19 protein-coding genes and 1 riboswitch are annotated in these 17,485 nt (G+C 61.0%); of the genes, 12 read left to right on the top strand and 7 right to left on the bottom strand.

Translation table 11 applies throughout. The features are described from left to right. Positions 1–127 precede the first annotated feature (127 nt). A riboswitch (TPP riboswitch) is annotated at positions 128–223 on the top strand. The 7 genes from H351_RS13030 to H351_RS13000 all read left to right on the top strand — a co-directional run bounded on the left by H351_RS13030 (position 211) and on the right by H351_RS13000 (position 6,637). Further along, on the top strand, positions 211–954 hold the full coding sequence (locus tag H351_RS13030) for a TenA family protein (protein ID WP_029255741.1): 744 nt from the start codon (positions 211–213) through the stop codon (positions 952–954). It overlaps the preceding riboswitch by 13 nt. Continuing rightward, positions 954–1,982: an ABC transporter substrate-binding protein gene (locus tag H351_RS13025; protein WP_029255742.1), complete on the top strand. Its 1,029-nt coding sequence runs from the start codon at positions 954–956 to the stop codon at positions 1,980–1,982. The genes H351_RS13030 and H351_RS13025 overlap by 1 nt, the downstream gene beginning before the upstream one ends. Beyond that, positions 1,960–2,763: an ABC transporter permease gene (locus H351_RS13020; protein ID WP_003941393.1), complete on the top strand. Its 804-nt coding sequence runs from the start codon at positions 1,960–1,962 to the stop codon at positions 2,761–2,763. Before H351_RS13025 ends, H351_RS13020 begins: the two co-directional genes overlap by 23 nt. Before the next feature lie 8 nt (positions 2,764–2,771). Continuing rightward, a complete protein-coding gene (locus tag H351_RS13015) occupies positions 2,772–3,566 on the top strand; it encodes an ABC transporter ATP-binding protein (protein ID WP_029255743.1) in 795 nt (264 codons plus the stop codon). 306 nt (positions 3,567–3,872) lie between these two features. Then, positions 3,873–4,430, top strand: coding sequence for a LysM peptidoglycan-binding domain-containing protein (locus H351_RS13010; protein WP_020970102.1), 558 nt, complete (start codon positions 3,873–3,875; stop codon positions 4,428–4,430). Between the two features lie 165 nt (positions 4,431–4,595). Beyond that, positions 4,596–5,078: a hypothetical protein gene (locus H351_RS13005; RefSeq protein ID WP_020970103.1), complete on the top strand. Its 483-nt coding sequence runs from the start codon at positions 4,596–4,598 to the stop codon at positions 5,076–5,078. Between the two features lie 212 nt (positions 5,079–5,290). Continuing rightward, complete coding sequence (locus H351_RS13000; protein WP_029255744.1) at positions 5,291–6,637, top strand: T3SS (YopN, CesT) and YbjN peptide-binding chaperone 1; 1,347 nt, start codon at positions 5,291–5,293, stop codon at positions 6,635–6,637. Positions 6,638–6,657: 20 nt separating this feature from the next. Here H351_RS13000 and H351_RS12995 read toward each other — a convergent pair whose 3' ends face one another. The 3 genes from H351_RS12995 to H351_RS12985 all read right to left on the bottom strand — a co-directional run bounded on the left by H351_RS12995 (position 6,658) and on the right by H351_RS12985 (position 10,502). After that, complete coding sequence (locus tag H351_RS12995) at positions 6,658–8,025, bottom strand: acetamidase/formamidase family protein (RefSeq protein WP_029255745.1); 1,368 nt, start codon at positions 8,023–8,025, stop codon at positions 6,658–6,660. A 113-nt stretch (positions 8,026–8,138) separates the two neighbouring features. Further along, positions 8,139–9,257 (bottom strand): methyltransferase, encoded by a 1,119-nt coding sequence (locus H351_RS12990; protein WP_029255746.1) that lies wholly within the window; start codon positions 9,255–9,257, stop codon positions 8,139–8,141. A gap of 129 nt (positions 9,258–9,386) precedes the next feature. Further along, entirely contained in the window at positions 9,387–10,502 is a 1,116-nt protein-coding gene (locus H351_RS12985; protein WP_029255747.1) for a Glu/Leu/Phe/Val family dehydrogenase, read from the bottom strand. Between the two features lie 219 nt (positions 10,503–10,721). Here H351_RS12985 and H351_RS12980 point away from each other — a divergent pair, with 219 nt between their 5' ends. Both H351_RS12980 and H351_RS12975 read left to right on the top strand, forming a co-directional pair. Continuing rightward, entirely contained in the window at positions 10,722–11,234 is a 513-nt protein-coding gene (locus tag H351_RS12980) for an Lrp/AsnC family transcriptional regulator (protein ID WP_003941343.1), read from the top strand. 46 nt (positions 11,235–11,280) lie between these two features. Next, positions 11,281–11,742, top strand: a complete 462-nt coding sequence (locus H351_RS12975; RefSeq protein WP_003941401.1) for a 6,7-dimethyl-8-ribityllumazine synthase — start codon at positions 11,281–11,283, stop codon at positions 11,740–11,742. Between the two features lie 56 nt (positions 11,743–11,798). On the opposite strand, the gene H351_RS12970 is transcribed toward H351_RS12975, so the two are convergent. After that, positions 11,799–12,152 (bottom strand): hypothetical protein, encoded by a 354-nt coding sequence (locus H351_RS12970; protein ID WP_144440108.1) that lies wholly within the window; start codon positions 12,150–12,152, stop codon positions 11,799–11,801. 44 nt (positions 12,153–12,196) lie between these two features. Then, complete coding sequence (locus H351_RS12965; protein ID WP_029255749.1) at positions 12,197–12,691, bottom strand: DUF3558 domain-containing protein; 495 nt, start codon at positions 12,689–12,691, stop codon at positions 12,197–12,199. 213 nt (positions 12,692–12,904) lie between these two features. On the opposite strand from H351_RS12965, the gene H351_RS12960 reads away from it, so the two are divergent. The 3 genes from H351_RS12960 to H351_RS12950 all read left to right on the top strand — a co-directional run bounded on the left by H351_RS12960 (position 12,905) and on the right by H351_RS12950 (position 16,451). Further along, the gene (locus H351_RS12960; protein WP_029255750.1) at positions 12,905–14,581 is read left to right on the top strand and encodes an NAD(P)/FAD-dependent oxidoreductase; all 1,677 of its coding nucleotides are present in this window, start codon (positions 12,905–12,907) and stop codon (positions 14,579–14,581) included. Between the two features lie 9 nt (positions 14,582–14,590). Then, positions 14,591–16,027, top strand: a complete 1,437-nt coding sequence (locus H351_RS12955) for an ATP-binding protein (protein ID WP_003941311.1) — start codon at positions 14,591–14,593, stop codon at positions 16,025–16,027. Between the two features lie 70 nt (positions 16,028–16,097). Continuing rightward, positions 16,098–16,451: a UBP-type zinc finger domain-containing protein gene (locus H351_RS12950; protein WP_003941317.1), complete on the top strand. Its 354-nt coding sequence runs from the start codon at positions 16,098–16,100 to the stop codon at positions 16,449–16,451. A 1-nt stretch (position 16,452) separates the two neighbouring features. Here the strand turns inward: H351_RS12950 and H351_RS12945 are convergent, their stop codons facing one another. Continuing rightward, positions 16,453–16,779: a hypothetical protein gene (locus H351_RS12945; protein WP_029255752.1), complete on the bottom strand. Its 327-nt coding sequence runs from the start codon at positions 16,777–16,779 to the stop codon at positions 16,453–16,455. Positions 16,780–16,820: 41 nt separating this feature from the next. Beyond that, positions 16,821–17,327: a DUF3558 family protein gene (locus H351_RS12940; RefSeq protein WP_029255753.1), complete on the bottom strand. Its 507-nt coding sequence runs from the start codon at positions 17,325–17,327 to the stop codon at positions 16,821–16,823. Between the last annotated feature and the right edge of the window lie 158 nt (positions 17,328–17,485).

The following is a 17,485-nucleotide window of genomic DNA, read 5'->3' as shown; positions in this document are numbered from 1 at the left end:
TGAATCCCCTCCCGACCCGCGCGTGTGGCAAACAAGACCAAACGTACCAACATAAGGCCGATGTGCGCCGACTACTCAACTGCCAGGTAGGCGCCGACGAAGCAGAGGCTCGGTGTTAAGGTCGCCTAGTTCTGACACGGGGTGCTCCGCATGGGCGGGGCTGAGAACACACCCGGGAACCTGATCAGGTAATGCTGACGAAGGGATGTCATGGCTACTACGCAGCCTGCATACAATTCTGCCGAAAACTCGGTGGCCACAGCGCCGTCGACGGATCGGTTCACCGATCGGCTCTGGGCCGAGACGAAGGTCCTCCGCGAGTCGATCGACTCACTGGAGTTCCTCGAACGCCTCGGCGACGGAACATTGCCTCTCGACGCGTTTCGCACGTACATCGAGCAGGACAAGCTTTATCTCGAGGGGTATTCGAAAGCGTTGTCCCTGGTCGCGGCCCACGCCCCGGATCCGCAGTCCGCGGGCTTCTGGTCGAATTCCGCGTCCACGGCAGCGACAGTGGAATCTGCGCTTCACGACGGACTTCTCACCGGTGGAATTCTTCCAGCGGGATCGGGAAGGCTCGAGCATTCGCAGGCCTGCCTGGGATACGTCTCGTATCTGACGGCGACTGCGGCAACTGCGCCTTACCCGGTCTCCGCAGCGGCAGTACTCCCCTGCTTCTGGATCTACGCCGAGGTCGGTCGCGATCTTGCCGCTTCAGCGCGCGCGGTACTCGACGCCGATCCGTCGCATCCGTACGCACAGTGGGTCACGACGTACGACGCACCCGAATTCCACGAGTCGGTGGCGCAGGCCCGCGTACTGGTCGATGCTGCGGCCGAAGCAGCCACCGAGACAGAGCGTGAGGCGATGAGTGAAGCATTCCGCATCGCCAGTCGCTACGAGTTGATGTTCTGGGATTCCGCACTCCACCAGCAGCCTTGGCCGGCGTCGTGATGTCGTTTGCGGCGCTACGCCGCACACTTGCCACGTCTGCCGCGATCGCAGCCGCATTCACAGTTCTGACCGGATGCGCCGCTGACACCGGCTCTTCCGACGGGACCATTCGGTTCGCACTCGACTGGACCCCGAACACGAACCACACCGGTTTGTACGTTGCACTCCAAGAGGGCTACTTCGAGGACGCCGGTCTGGACGTCTCGATCCTGCCGTACAACAACACCTCTCCCGACACCCTGGTCGACGCCGGCAACGCGGAGTTCGGCATCAGCACACAGAGTCAGGCCACGTTCGCCCGAGCGGCCGGCGCCGCCACGACGTCCGTCATCGCGCCACTTCAGCACCGCGCCACCGGCATCGGTGTGAAGGCGGATCGTGCGGACATCACGCGCCCGCGTGATCTCGACGGAAAGACGTACGCCGGGTTCGGTGATCCCGGCGAAGTCGAAACGCTGCAGCAGATCATCCGCAACGACGGCGGGACCGGGAACTTCACGACGGTCACGCTCGGTACGTCCGCGTACGAAGCCGTGTACTCGGGCCAGGCCGATTTCACGGTCTCCTACTTTGCGTGGGAAGGCCTCGAGGCGGAGCGAAACGGAACTCCGATGCGGTACTTCCAGTACACCGATTACGGCTTCCCCGATGCATATTCGATCGTGATCAACGGCAACCAGCAGTGGTTGAAGGACCATCCCGACGAGGCACGCAAGTTCGTCAAGGCCGTTCAACGCGGATATCAGACTGCTGCCGACAACCCGGACCAGGCCGCGCAGGATCTCATCGACGCGAACCCCGGAGCTTTCACCGACGAAGACCTCGTCCGTGACAGTCAGCGGATGCTCGCCGCCGACTACATGAAAGACGCCAACGGCGTCGTCGGTACGCAGAATCTCGAAACCTGGTCGGGTTATTCGGGATTCCTCTTCGACAACGCATTGCTCGCCGGACCCGACGGGAAGCCGCTGACCCAGAAGCCGGACTGGTCGGAGTACTTCACCAATGAGTATCTCGACGCGTCCTGACGTGAGCGGACGGCTGGTCTCGACCATGCGGCGGGCGCTTCCCGCGCTCGCCGTGGTGGTGCTCCTCGTAGCGGCGTGGCAGATCTACGTCGAGATCAGTGGGATTCGGCCGCAAGTACTTCCGTCTCCGGGGCGCGTTCTGTCCCAGGGGTGGGACAACCGCGAGATCATCTCCGGCCACGCCTGGTCGACATTGCAGGTCACGTTGGTCGGCTTCACTGTTTCACTGGTGTTGGCCTGGATTCTTGCTGTGGTCGTGGACTTTTCGCCGTGGTTGTCACGCGCGCTGGTACCACTTTTTGTCGTCTCGCAGACGCTGCCGATCATCGCCATCGCGCCGCTGATGATCATCTGGTTCGGCTTCGGGTTGTTGCCGAAGGTGTTGGTGATCGCGCTTGCGACGTTCTTCCCCATGACCATCGGACTCATCGAGGGATTTGCCGCGGCCGACCGTGAAGCGGGCGCTCTCCTGCGCAGTATGGGCAGCACTCGCTGGCAGGAGTTCCGATACGTCCGCCTTCCTTCGGCGATTCCGCGATTCTTCACCGCCCTGCGTATCGGTATCACCTACGCGGTCGTGGGCGCGGTGTTCTCCGAATACGTCGGCGCTACTTCCGGTTTGGGCATTTACATGAGCACCCAGAAGAACTCCTTCCGCACCGACCTGGTGTTGGCGGCCGTACTGGTGACCGCGTTGATCAGCGTCACTCTGTACTTGCTGACGTTCGCCATCGAGCGCATCGTTGCACCATGGGCGATGAACGAAAGGTCGCGGACATGACTGACCCGATGGTCGAGGATGCAATGGTCGAAATTCAGGACCTGACCAAGAGGTTCGACACGGCCGGAGAATCGCGTCTCGTGCTCGATTCGGTGTCCTTCCGCGCCGATGCGGGCGAATTCGTGTCGGTGATCGGGCCGAGCGGCTGCGGCAAGAGCACGATCTTCAACGTCCTGGCCGGGCTCGAATCCCCGACCTCGGGTTCGGTCCGTGTGGGCACGCACGCAACTGAATCCGAAGCAGCCGCCGAGGTGCACACCGCATACATGCCGCAGAAGGATCTTCTGTTCCCTTGGCGCTCGGTACTCGACAACACGGCCCTCAGTTTGGAAGTGCAGGGAGTCGGCAAGAAGGAAGCACGCGAGCGCGCTCGTGAGTTGTTCCCCGCGTTCGGCCTGTCCGGATTCGAGGACGCCCGGCCGTCACAGCTGTCGGGCGGTATGCGCCAGCGAGCGGCGATGCTGCGCACCGTTGTTCAGGGCAAACCTGTCCTGCTGCTCGACGAGCCGTTCGGCGCGCTGGACTCGTTGACCCGCACCGAGATGCAGGCTTGGCTGCAAGACGTGTGGCAGCAGTACCGGTGGACCGTGCTGATGATCACCCACGATATTCGTGAAGCGATCTATCTGTCCGACCGCGTGGTCGTTCTGTCTGCGCGTCCGGCAACGGTCAGGTGCGTAGTCGACGTTCCCTTGCCGAGACCACGCGAGCTGGACATGATCACCGCGCCCGAGTTCGCCGACGTCGAGCGTGAACTGCATGCCGTTCTCCACGACGAGACGCGCAAGTCACTACACCCCTAGCGGTTACTGATAATGCAGTAGTTACTGATAATGCGCTGAGAGAGTTTCGAGTTCACCTGGAGTTCAGGAGAATGCGCACCGAAACCTGACGAGGTCACGTACCATGATCCGGCACTTTCACCCAAAACGCCTTAATATCAGCAAGATCCGAACGCTCGACACGCAGTCCGTCAACGCTGCACAATTCTCCGTACTCTTCGGTAACGTACACTCGGTCGCCTACGAGACCAACGGCCAGAAGGTAACTGGACGGTAAAGCGGAATCGTGGAGGCACAGTCATCGCAACAGATTTGGAAAGGGACAGCGTGAGCACACTGCAGTCAGGTCAAAGCCTCGGAGTCGGCCAGGAACTCAAGTCCGACAACGGCGCATACACCCTCACCTTGCAGGACGACGGCAACCTGGTTCTGTCCGAGGGCGGACAGGCTGTTTGGGCCGCAGGCACCAACGGATCCGGCGCCAACCGCGCCGAGGTGCAGACTGACGGAAACTTCGTCATCTACAAGGACTCCGACGCCGTGTGGGCATCGCAGACCGCAGGCAACGACGGTGCCTCCCTCTCGGTTCAGGACGATCGCAACGTCGTTCTGTCCGCCGGTGGAAATGCTCTGTGGTCTTCGGACACTGCAATCGAGGCTCCGGCCGCCGAGGCTGCCCCGGAGCCCGCTCCGGCACCGGAGCCCGAGCCTGCACCCGCCGCTCCGGCAGCGCAGAGCTACACCGTCGAAAGCGGCGACACCCTGTGGGCAATCGCCGAGCGTTTCTACGGTGACGGCAACCAGTACCAGCGCATCGCGGATGCAAACGGCATCCCGAACCCGGATCTCATCAACGCCGGTCAGGTACTGACGATCCCCGCCTGATTCACTGCTTGACCTGGCCCTGGGTGCCGACGTCCGCGTCGGCACCCAGGGCCTTTTGTGTTCTACGCCACACAGATTCGCGTCCCGCCCAGCAGGCCCTGATACTCCATTGCGGCATCTTTTCGCCTACAGTACTTCCGTACTGCTCCCGAAGGACAGGTGTGCATGAAAGACAGAACAGTCATGATCGGCGCTGTCGCAGTGGCCGCTCTCTCTCTGACATCAGGCCTCGTTTTCGGCGGAGCAGCCGGCGCATTCGGTTCCGGCGGCCCTGTGGTGAAGCCTCCCGCTCTGGTCTCGTCGGTTTCCGTGGAGTCCGTCGCCGGGATCGAACCGGCCGCGTTCTACAGCTCGGTTGCAGTTCCCACGGTTGTCATCCCGCCGACGCCGACCTGGCGAATCGCCGACGAGACGACTGCTCCTCGTAATCAGCCGCTGGTGGTGACCGCGACAAGCACGAGCTCCGCTACGTCCACTACGACTGCAACGAGTACGACAACACCGGTCTCGTCCACGACCACCGCGTCGGCTACCGCGACCTCGTCACCGACCGCGACAGCCACGACCACCAAGACCAGCACCACCCCAGTTGTCACGACCGGGTCCACGCCGCCCGTCGTCGAGGTCTCGCCCGTTCTCGCCGGATAGTCATCGCTCTTTCGCCTGCATACCGCCTGGCGTGACGGCGGTTACAGGCACACTTCAGTCGCCGCTCTCAAATACCCGATCTACCTGCGACAACCTTCCTAGTCGTCAAGGTTCGTGGCCCGCTGCAATCCGGTCGACCGGAAAAGGACAGCAGCATTGTCGGGACCTCGCGATACCGTATAGGTCTGAGCTTTTGCGGAAGGAGGTGGCTGATGAGCGCAATGGGCTTCGATCTCGATGTCAGTGTCGACCGGGCATGGGCAGAATTTCAACGTCGCCTCGGCGATCACATTTCCATCATGGTCGACGGCGACGTGCTTGCCGTGGAATCGTCCACCGGCGACTTCGATCCAGCTGACGGCGCAGCGCCATGTGTTCAGTTCCTCGTGTGGGACGAGAACACAGTCCGCTGCGAGGTTCCTTCCAACGACTTCCTTCATCCGCGCTATCGACTCGAATATGCCGACGAACAAAAGTTGATCGCACTCGGCTGGAATCCGCCTTCCGAGAATCTCGACGATCCGAACAACTCCCCCGCCTTCTGCGTCGACAAGGCGCAGAACTGGGCCGATCAGCTCGCAGCGATGACTGTCGCTGCGTTCCGTGATGTGTTCGGTGTGCAGCACCCGGCTTTTCTATCCAGCGATCTCACCGGCAACGAGCAGACTCCGGATTTCGATCCGTCGGTTGTCGAGTCGACAGAACTTCCGACACTCGACCCCACCGCGGCCTACATGCCCAACGACGTCGACCACCTCAAGGAGTTGGTCACTCTCGCTTTGCTTCCCATGCTCGGCACGCTTCCCGAGCGGGACAGCGACGGCGACATACCAATTCGGGTCGGTTCGACGGTCATGTTCGTCGGTCCGCTTTCCGAGTCCATGGACGTGCAGTTGTTCTCCCCACTCGTTCAGGACATCAGCAACCGCACTCGTGCAGCCGAGGTCATCGCCGATCTCAACCGCAAGTGGTCGCGCATCAAGTTCGTCTTGATCGACGACCGTCTGTCGGTGTTCCTCGAGGTGGCGGGCTCACCATTCGTTCCCAAACAACTCACCGATACGTGCGCAGCCTTGACGTCGTTCCTGCGTACCGTGGACGACGAGTTCGCCGCACGCGTCGGCGGAGACCTCTTCTTCGCGAACAAGAGCGGTGACTCCTCCTCGCTGCAGCCTGATCTGACGGCCGAGGACCTGCCTCCCGAACTCGAGACCCTGCTGCATCTCGATCTGGACGTGGCCGAGGATCTCGACGCGGTAGCCGATGTCTGCGGGCGCGATCGCGATCTGATTCTTCAGCTCCTCCACATCAGTAACGAATGGCAGATTCAGCTCCGTGGTCAGGCGGTGGACGCCCACAGTCGCGGGGACGCCGAAGAGGCTGCAGGATACGAGGATCAGGTCGGTGGGTGGGAACTCATGGTCGACCGTCTTCGCGGGGCTTTGCGACTGGTGGTCCTGCCCAATTCTCGAACCGAGACGCCGGCAAAGCCGCAACCTGAGCAGATGGGCCTGTTTGCCGATCCCTTGCAACAGAGTCTCTTCGACGATCCGTCCTGACACGACGGATCGCCTTCCCTCTATTCGAAGTGGGATTTGAAGATCTGTCCGTGGACGCCCACGGTTCGATCGACTACCTGTGAGACCGTGAAATCGGCTGCGGCAGAAAGATAGGCGTAGGCCGTCGCTCGATCCATACCGCGATCGTGCTCGAGGAAGTCGAGTGCGTTGACCACCGCGCGCCGCATGGCGCCGTTGAGGTCACTGTTCTGCCCATCGACCGAACCGTTGGGGTCGGACAGGCCGATCGGAATCCAGGCCTCCTCGGTCTCGGCGAACGGGTACCCGAAAGCCACCGATGGAGCGTCACCGGAATCCTTCTTGCACACGCTGAGTCGGAACGTGCCGCGCAGCGATCCTTCCATCGCCGTCAGCGCCGCCTCACCGTCGCCCATGGCCATGTGTGGGTCACCGACGTAGAAGAGGGCGCCTTCAGCGAATACCGGCAAATAGAAGGTTGATCCGACACCGAGATGCCTGATGTCGATGTTTCCGCCGCCCAGGGTCGGAGGAATGGAGTTCGACGACGGGGACGTCGGGTCGGCATCCGAGGAATAGGCAACTCCCATCATTCCCATGAAGGGTCGCAAGGGAAACCGCACCTTCGACTGTCCGAAAGGCATCACGCCCTTGCCGTCTTCGATCGCCGTGAAGGTGGAAACACCGCCGTACTTCAACGGGTCCTTTGTCGCGCGCCCGTCTGTGGCGACCGGCGGCATGACTTCGTCCAGAGTGATTCCCGCTGGAGCGGTTCCGTCTGCTGTGACGGCGAGAGCGCCCTTGCCGTGTCTGCTCGACACAACGCCGTACGGCACGCGGGGAATGGCTTCGAGAGTCTCGATCTTGAGTACGTCTCCAGGCTGGACGCCTTCGACGAAGACCGGGCCGGTGACGACGTGCGGTCCGTCCTTGTCGAAGTTTCGTTCGGTTCGGTTGTATTCGGCCGCAACGGCAATCGCATCTTCGAGCACGTCCTTCTCGGAAACGCCTTTGCTACCGAAGTATTCGAGAGGATTGCGCCCTTGATCCTCGAGAATTCCCTCGTGCGAGAGGGCGTCGATCGTGACGGTCTGACCCGACTTCATCCGCATCACCTCGCGGGTGTGGATGTTGGGCACATAACCCCACATGACGTCCGACGGATCCGAACTCAGATAGTGGTCGCCGCTGACGTTTCCGCTGCCCGGTTGCAGAATCGGCACACCATCGGCGAACGGCAGCGCAGAGGAGGACGATCCAGCCGGCGACGCGTTCGAGTGCGCGCATCCCGAAGCCACACCGGCAACGCCTACTCCCGCACCGAGGGCAGCGACTGCCCTCATGAATCCGCGTCGGCCAAGACCTTTCGTCAGATCTTCGGCTGCGTTGCGGGCAAGAGTGTTTTCCATCGAGATTCCTCCGGAGTGCGTGACGATGTGCGACTGCGAAGAAAGCTAGACCCGATTTGTTACTCGTTCATTACCATTTCATGGCAGGGAAATACCGTTGACTGAGAATGAATTCAGCGACGGCGAAGCCGCCAGAGCGAGGTCGTCTCTCGTGCCCGGGCAGCGTGAAGCGCATCGGTTCGGTCACTGACCTTTGCGTGCGTCGGCTTGACGTCCATGCGATCGACAACAGTGAGCCCACCGGCCGCAATCAGGTCGTGTAGTTCGGATCGCGTTCGGAGACCGAGGTGTTCGGCAATGTCCGAGAGGATCAGCCACGCTTCTCCCCCGTCGTCCAGATGCGCTGCGACACCAGTCAGGAAGCCCTTCAGCATCGCTCCAGCAGGGTCGTAGACGGCGTATTCGATGGGCGAGGTGGCCTTGGCCGGAATCCAGGGAGGATTGCAGACCACGAACGGAGCGGTGCCTTCGGGAAAGAGGTCTGCTTCCACCACGTTCACCTGATCGCCGTAGCCAAGCCGCGACAGGTTGGTGCGCGCGCATTGCAATGCCCGGGGGTCCTGGTCGGTGGCCGTCACTGTCTGAACTCCACGCCGCGCCAGGACGGCAGCAAGAACGCCGGTACCTGTTCCGATATCGAAAGCAGATTCCGTCGACGGTAGCGGAGCAGACGCGACAAGATCGACATACTCCCCGCGGACGGGTGAGAACACTCCGAAGGCGGGATGCACTCGTGCGTCGAGAGCCTCGATGAAAACACCTTTGCGGTGCCACTCGTGAGCGCCGATCGCGCCGAGGATGTCACGCAACGAGCGAACCGAAGGCTCACCGGTAATCCCGAACGCTTCGGTCAACGCTACTTGCGCGTCCGGGGCTCGCCGGAGTGGCATCGACAGATCTGCGTCCAAGGGAATGAGCAGCATGCCGAGGATCTGCGCGCGGCGTCCTTGGGTCTGCCGGTGGAGATGGAAGGCTTTGGCTGGGTCGTCGGACGCTCGGCGCGGCTTGCGGTCGATGCGCGACGCGACGGCCTTCGACAGTTGGCGAGCGTTCTGAAAATCTCCGCGCCACAACAACGCCGTGCCTTCGCATGCCAAGCGATAGGCGTCGTCGGCCTTCATCGTGTCGTCGGCGACGACGATGCGCTTGGGCACCGGGGCGTTGCTCGTCGAACCCCAACGGGCCGATTGCTCGACGTCGTTCTCGGTCCACACTGCGAATTGTTCAGTCATGTAAGCCCTTCCGGCGTCCGACGCATAGCGGCCGGTCTACCGGCTGATGTGGTCCAGATCTGCAAAATCTGCTCGTCTGGTGTCCACACTAGTCGGGACCGGCCGCGCTACATGACTGCGAGAGGGATGTCAGCCCTTGGCGACGCGAGCTGCCTCGGCGATCCGAGCCTCGGCGACCGCGTCAGCAGCCTCGCCGGCGAGGATTCCGTCGTTCTTCGACTTCGCGAAGATCTCGCTGACCGTGTCGAAGATCTTCTCGACCTTGAGCTTGACCTCTTCGGCCGAGTTGCCCTTCAGCTCGCCGGCGACCTGGATGAGGCCGCCGCCGTTGGCGACGTAATCGGGGGTCCAGGTGATGCCGCGGTCGCGGAGGATGTTCTCGACCTCGGGCACGGTGAGCTGGTTGTTGGCAGCGCCGCAGACAACCTCGGCCTTGATCGAGCGTGCGGTCGTGTCGGTGAGGGTTGCGCCCATCGCGCAGGGTGCGTAAACGTCGAGATCGGCGTCGATGATGCTGTCGACGATGCTCACCTGCGGGAAGTCCGCCTTGACGCGATCGAGCGCTCCGGCGTTGACGTCGGTCGCGAGAACGGTCGCGCCGTCTGCGAGGAGAAGCTTGATCAGCTCGTAGCCGACCTTGCCTGTGCCCTCGACACCAACGGTCTTGCCTGCGAGCGACGGAGTGCCCCAATGCGACTGTGCCGCGGCGCGCATCGACTGGAATACGCCGAGGGCCGTCATCGGAGCGCTGTCGCCGGAACCGCCGACCGTAGCGTTGCGGCCGACGACGAAGTCGGTGTTACGACCGATGATGTCAAGATCGTTGGAGTTGGTTCCGACGTCACCAGCGGTGATGTAGCGGCCGCCGAGAGTCTGGACGAATTTTGCGTAGGCGCCGAGCAATTCGTCGGTCTTGGCCGTTGCGGGGTCGCCGATGATGACGGCCTTGCCGCCGCCGAGGTCCACGCCGGCAACCGCAGCCTTGTAGGTCATTCCGCGCGAGAGACGCAAAACGTCTGTGACTGCGGCAGATTCGTCGGAGTACGGGTAGAAGCGCGTTCCGCCGAGCGCGGGGCCGAGCGTCGTGGAGTGGATGGCGACGATGGCCTTGAGGCCGCTCGCGGGATCCTGGAAGAAGCTCACCTGCTCGTGGGGGTAATCGCGCAGGTAGTCGGCGCGATCGAACACGCCCGCAGTGTCGTCATGGGAAACAACAGAGTTCACGGGCTCGGCGGTGAGAGTCATTGTGGGATAGACCTTTCCGAAGGATAAACGGGGTGCAGTCGAAACATTGGGACGAAATGGCCGTTGGGTACTATTGGGGACAAATAACCCAAAGAGAATCCCGCTGAGCAATTCGTGGAACCAATGCTCTGCCTGAGCTACGATTTGGTCAATGCAAATCTCTTGAACTAGTCAATTCGATCATCCAGTGACCCATATCACTGAGGAGAGGTTCACAAAGTGCTCAGCATCGACAAGCTCGACGTCCAGTTGCTCGGACTGCTCAGCAAGGACTCGAGGATGAGTGTGGCCGAGTTGGCCAACTCGTTGGGCGTCGCCCGCAACACCGTCCAGTCGCGAATGAAGCGCATGGAATCCAACGGACTTCTCACCGGGTTTCGGCCGAATCTCAATCTCCCCGAGGTCGGTATCCCGATTCAGGCATTTGTCGGTCTGGAACTCGAGCAGGGCAAGATCAGCGCAGTCGCTCGGAGTCTGACCGAGTTGCCCGAGGTGATCGAAATTCACGCCACAACCGGTCGCGAGGATTTGCTCGTACGGGTTGCCACCTCGACGCACGCGGCGCTGCAGAAGTTGGCCGAGCAGATCGTGTCACTTCCAGGCGTCACGCATTCGACCACGACCATCGCTCTGACCAATCCCCTTCCGTATCGAATTCAGCCTCTCCTCGAGCACCTCACCAATGACGCCGGATGGGGTCGTTCGACCGCCTTCCCCCGTCAGCAGGACTAGGACGGGTGGTCGCGTCGATGCTTCCCAGTGCGCTAGTTTCATGGTTATGAGTGAGATCCAGGGACAGCGCATCGCGTTCATTCAGGCGACGTGGCATCGCAACATCGTCGACCGTGCACGCGACGGATTCACCGACGCGATCGTCGAGCTCGGCTACCCCAAGGACACGGTTGATTTCTTCGAGGTACCGGGAGCTTTCGAGATCCCGCTGCACGCCCGGCGGTTGGCCAAGACCGGCCGCTACCAGGCGATCGTTGCCGCGGGTCTGGTCGTCGACGGCGGTATCTACCGGCATGACTTCGTGGCGACGGCTGTCATCGACGGTCTGATGCGCGTGCAGCTCGACACCGACGTTCCGGTCTTCTCGGTGGTCTTGACGCCGCATCACTTCCACGAGCACGCCGAGCACGTCGACTACTTCAGCACGCATTTCGTGAAGAAGGGCGCCGAGGCTGCTCGCGCGGTCGACGCCACCGTCAAGTCGTTGAAGGCCCTGCCCACCAGCTAGTCGTTAACCAAGTCTCGCTGAGTCGAATGCCATCGACTCAGCGAGATTTTTTGTGTCTATCGAGGCGTCTCAGCGCTAGTCAGCGCTGACGCATTCGAGTCGTCGACTTCCCCGTAGCGGTCGACACATTGCTGGAAGAAGTCCCGCATCTCGGTGACCACTTGGATGTGGCTGTTCAATGACTTCTCCAACGAATCTTCACCGCCGACGGCCTTCTTGGAGAACTTCGCGGCGAGGTCCTGCCCTGACTTGAGTGTTCCCATCGCATCGAGAAACTGGAGTGACGCTGCCTCTCGTTCGACGGCCCACAATTCGATCAACAATTCAGAACACGACGCGACCAAACCTTGTGCCGCCTTGAGATCAACACTGATCTGATCTGCCTGCCAACCGCCAAAGAATCCGGTCATTTCGTTCCCCTCTAGTGTTCCGCTACCCGCAGTCAGTCCTCGCTCTAGCGCGGCAAAGCCCCCTCCAGCGCCTCGGCATATCTGGAAGCTATGGAACACATTGAATCCTCTTGTTGCTGAGAATTTTTTGCGTCGGCCGCTATCCAAATCGAACCAAGTGATACGTCCAGACCCACGTAACAACGATCGATATCTGGGTCACTGGCACTGTGAAACCGAAGCGCCGGCCGACCACCGATCGACAAAGTCTCAAACCCCGTAAAGCTTGCATTTGCCTTCGCATCGTCAAGAGAGTTCTCGCCGGAGAAGACGATCACGTAGTACCCGGACTGAGTCCACGAGCAAATCTTCCAACCCGGCTGCTCGACGCCGGCGATATCAACTTCCTCGGTCGCCGGATCAAGCCCCACTTCTTCCAGAACCGAGTCCGGGATGTCCTTGCACGGATCGAACAAACCCTCTTGGCCGGATGCAGGCTCAGCCGCCCCCTCCACGACTGAGCTGCATCCTGCCGCAGCCCACACCAACATCCCAGCCATGAGCAGTCGCCCAACCCCCACCGACCCCCGCATGGCACCCCCTGTTGATGTGGACCCACTGTATTGGATGCATCGGAGGCCGGATCGGTTCCCGCAATCTTGAAATTCCCAGGTCACGATCGCTGGTTCACTCAGAGCGCATCTCCAGCGATTGACGCTCAGCTCAGCAGTCGCATACTGGAGAGGTTGACTACAACTTCGGGAAGGCACCGAGTGAGCGCACCGAAAGCCCCGGCCAAACCAGCGATCCTCAGCGTCGACGACGATCCTGGTGTTTCGCGTGCCGTCGTTCGAGACCTCCGCAAGCGGTACGGCGAGAAGTACCGAATCATTCGTGCGGAGTCCGGCGACCAGGCTCTCGAAACCTTGCGCGAAATGAAACTTCGCGGCGATGCAGTCGCTGTGATCGTCGCCGATTACCGCATGCCCGGTTTGAGTGGAATCGAGTTCCTCGAACAGGCAATGGACCTGTACCCCGTAGCTCGTCGCGTTCTCCTCACCGCCTACGCCGATACTGATGCTGCGATCGACGCCATCAACGTCGTCGACCTCGACCACTACCTCCTCAAGCCTTGGGATCCGCCGGAAGAGAAGCTGTACCCCGTCATCGATGCGCTTCTCGATGCCTGGGCAAGCTCGAGTCATCACCCCGCCGAGGAAACAAAGGTGATCGGCCATCGTTGGTCCGAGCGATCCTCCGACGTTCGAGAGTTCTTGGCACGCAACCAACTTGCCTATCGCTGGTACATGTCGGACGAGCCGGAGGGCCAACGACTGCTCTCGGCTGCCGGTACCGACGAACTGCGGCTTCCCGTCGTCATCGCATCCAATGGGGATGTCCTCGTCGAGCCCACTGACGCCGAACTTGCCGACAAACTCGGGTTGAGTACTACTCTCTCCGAAGACTTTTACGATCTCGTTGTCATCGGCGGCGGCCCAGCGGGTCTGGGAGCTGCTCTGTACGGCGCTTCGGAGGGGCTTCGGACGGTTCTCATCGAACGGCGAGCGACAGGCGGTCAGGCCGGCCAGAGTTCGCGGATCGAGAACTACCTCGGCTTCCCCGACGGAGTCTCCGGCGCACAGTTGGCCGATCGGGCGAGGCGCCAGGCAACCAAGTTCGGCGCCGAAGTCATCACCGCTCGCGACGTCACCGGTTTGGAAATCAACGGCTCGGCCCGCACAGTGCGTTTCGACGACGGTTCGTCGGTCGACGCTCATTCGGTCATCTTGGCGACAGGTGTTTCCTATCGCCAACTTTCGGCGCCGGGGCTCGATACATACACCGGGCGAGGGGTCTACTACGGGTCAGCTGTCACCGAAGCCGCTCGGTGCAGCGAGCAGGATGTGTACATAGTCGGCGGCGCCAATTCGGCAGGCCAAGCTGCGGTCTATCTCTCCCGCGGAGCTAGGTCCGTCACCATTCTCATTCGCGGCAACTCGCTCGAAGCCTCGATGTCCTACTACCTGATTCAGCAGATCGAAAAGAATCCTAAGATCACCGTGCGCACGTGCACGGAGGTGATCGGAGCCGAGGGTGACGATCACCTCGAACGAATCACACTGCGTAACAGAGCCACCGGAGAAGAAGACACTGTCGATGCTCAGTGGTTGTTCATCTTCATCGGTGCCGCTCCCCTGACCGACTGGCTCGGAGACGTGGTGGTCCGCGACGGAAATGGCTTCGTTCTTGCCGGCCCGGACCTTCCGTCCGAAGGCGTCACCCCGGACGGGTGGCCGCTCGACCGCGCACCACATCATCTCGAAACCAGTGTCCCCGGAGTGTTTGTTGCCGGGGACGTACACGCCGAATCGGCCAAGCGCGTCGCGTCGGCCGTCGGAGAGGGCGCGATGGCCGTGATGTTCGTCCACCGCTATCTCGCTCAACAATAGGGAGATTCGATGTCCATTCCTGAATGCAGCCCCGACCTGCTCCGCACCCTGTTCCTGTTCGAGAAGCTCACCGACGATCAACTCGAATCACTGTGCCAGGCAGGCCATATCACCGAGATCGATCGAGGTCAGGTCTACCTCGAAGGTGAGCCTGCCACCTGCTTCTACGTCCTCATCGAGGGCGAGGTGGTGCTGTCCAAACTGTCGGGCGGCGAAGACATCGAGATCAACAGGACCACCCAGCGCGGCGTCTACTCGGGAGGCTGGACGGCGTATCTCGGCGATCGTGTACCGCAGGTCTACGCGGGGTCGATGCGAGTGACGACTCCTTCGACGTTTTTCGTCCTGGACGCCGACAAATTCGGCAACGCGATGCGCGAGTGGTTTCCGATGGCGGTTCATCTGCTCGAAGGTGTTTTCTTCGGCAAGAAGAACACTCAGCAAATCATCGATCAGCGAGAGCGACTCCTTGCACTCGGATCACTGTCGGCCGGGTTGACTCACGAGCTCAATAACCCTGCAGCCGCGGCGGTTCGAGCGACAGCCTCTTTGCGCGAGCGTGTCGCAGGCATGCGTCACAAACTGGGAATGGTCGCGTCGGGCACCTACGACCGCGATGCCCTCGTCACTCTCATGCGACTTCAAGAGGAAGTTGCAGAGGTTGTCGCCAAGGCGCCGACGCTCACTCCCCTCGAAGCCTCGGATCGAGAGGATTCGTTGGGTGAATGGTTCGAGGATCATTCGATTCGAGAGGGTTGGGATCTGGCTCCGACCTTCGTGCAAGCTGGTCTCGACACCGCTTGGCTCGAGAATGTTGCTGCAGCCGTTGACGAGTCCGTACTCGAAGGCGCAATTCGCTGGCTGAATTACACCATCGAATCCGAACTCCTGATGAACGAGATCGCCGACTCCACAACGAGGATTTCGACTCTCGTCGGTGCAGCCAAACAGTATTCTCAGATGGACCGCGCACCCTTCCAGACCATCGATGTCCACGAACTACTTGACAGCACGTTGATCATGTTGGGGCAAAAGATCGGAAGCGGAATCGAAGTCGTCAAGGAATACGACCTCGCGCTGCCACCGATCGACGCCTACGCCGCCGAACTCAATCAGGTGTGGACCAACCTCATCGACAATGCGGTGTCTGCCATGGACGGATCGGGAACACTCACCGTTCGGACAAGCCGCGACGGTGACCGCGTGTGCATCGAGATCTGCGACACCGGCGCCGGGATTCCCGATGACGTCATCGACAGGATCTTCGAACCCTTCTTCACGACTAAGCCTGTCGGTGAGGGAACCGGTCTCGGCCTTGATATTTCGTGGCGAATTGTGGTCGGCAAGCATCGTGGTGAGCTGCGGGTCACGTCTGAGCCCGGTAACACCCGGTTCAGAGTTTTGTTGCCCATCGCGGGCCCACCGCGGGATACGCGCGACGACTAGTCGCCCTTGCACGGCCGGTAGGCAAAGCGCACGATGAAATGACCGACTTCAGTCAGCGAGAGGGTGGACCATGACCGACGGACTTCCAGCGGGGATCGATCCGAGTGTGCCGCCCAGTGGCGCGGGATGCGTCGAATGCGATGCGAGCGGCGGTTGGTGGGTGCACCTGCGTCGATGCGCGCAATGCGGTCACGTGGGGTGTTGCGACTCCTCACCGTCACAGCACGCGAGCAAGCATGCGGCCTCGACAAAGCATCCGTTCATGCAGAGCTACGAACCCGGTGAGGATTGGTTCTGGAGCTTCGAAACCAACGAGGCGTACGACGGACCTGAATTGGCGGCGCCCACTTCACATCCCGTAGATCAGCCGACGCCGGGACCTAAGGGTCGTGTCCCAGCCGATTGGCAGCAACACATCCACTGACTCAGTTCGGTTGGTCGATCGACCTCAAAGTCGAGACGTTCGACGACTCCTGATCCAATGCGTTGACGATGCAGGCTTGAAACTGAGCCTGCATTGCCTCCACGACCGCGATATGACTCGCCAACACATCGACGAGCGCATCCGGGCCGCCAACCGCCTTTTCCTCGAACTTAACCTGCAGTGCCCGGGCGGATCCGAGAGTGCCGAAGCCTCCCACTTGCCCGAGATAGTTCGCATCGTCCGACAGTGACCTGAACAGCGAAATTAGATCATCACACGCCTTCGCCAGATCCTCTGCGACCCTCTTCTCCAGATACAAACCGGACATCACATACTCCAATTCACTACGAGTCGAATCTCTTCCGAGCGTTATTCGGGAAGCAGCGGTAACACGGTCAGACCGACCCGCTCAACCAGTGCACACGAAGTTTCGGGGCGCTGGTCACCGACTTTCGCACCCACTCGAATCATCGCCGTGGACTGAGCAGTCGCGAAGGCGATATTGCACGCGGTGTCCGCCTTGTCATTGTGTTCCTGGAACATCAGGACCTCTCGGCCGGCAAGTTGAATTCGATGTAGATCGCGCATCACCGGATTTGCTTCGACGTCCGCAAGCGAGTGTGTTGTGGAAGTCAGACGGAGGAAGAACCAAGATCCTTCCCACTTGCATATATTGAACCCATCGATATGGGTGTTGACTATGTCAACCTCTTTTGTTGCCGGGTCAACTCCTACTCTCTCCAATTCCTCATTGCTGAGAACCTCACACGGATCAAACATCCCAATCACATCGACAGGGAAAGCCTCGCCCTCGACCGTCGAGGAACAACCCCCAACCAACAGCGCGGCCGCGACCAAGACCACTGCACCCCTCACTCCCACAGCACTCCCCCTCGTTCACGACCCGCTCACAGTATTGGACGCTCCCCAGCGCCGATCGGTTCCACGACATTGCATTCCGTTGCAACCCTTCACCCACGCCGATAATCGGCCTAGCGTCGATCTACCAGGGGATTCACAACGAAGTGAGGTGC

It is taken from the genome of Rhodococcus erythropolis R138, from assembly GCF_000696675.2.
Classification (GTDB): domain Bacteria; phylum Actinomycetota; class Actinomycetes; order Mycobacteriales; family Mycobacteriaceae; genus Rhodococcus_F; species Rhodococcus_F erythropolis.
This window is presented reverse-complemented; position numbering and strand designations above follow the sequence as displayed.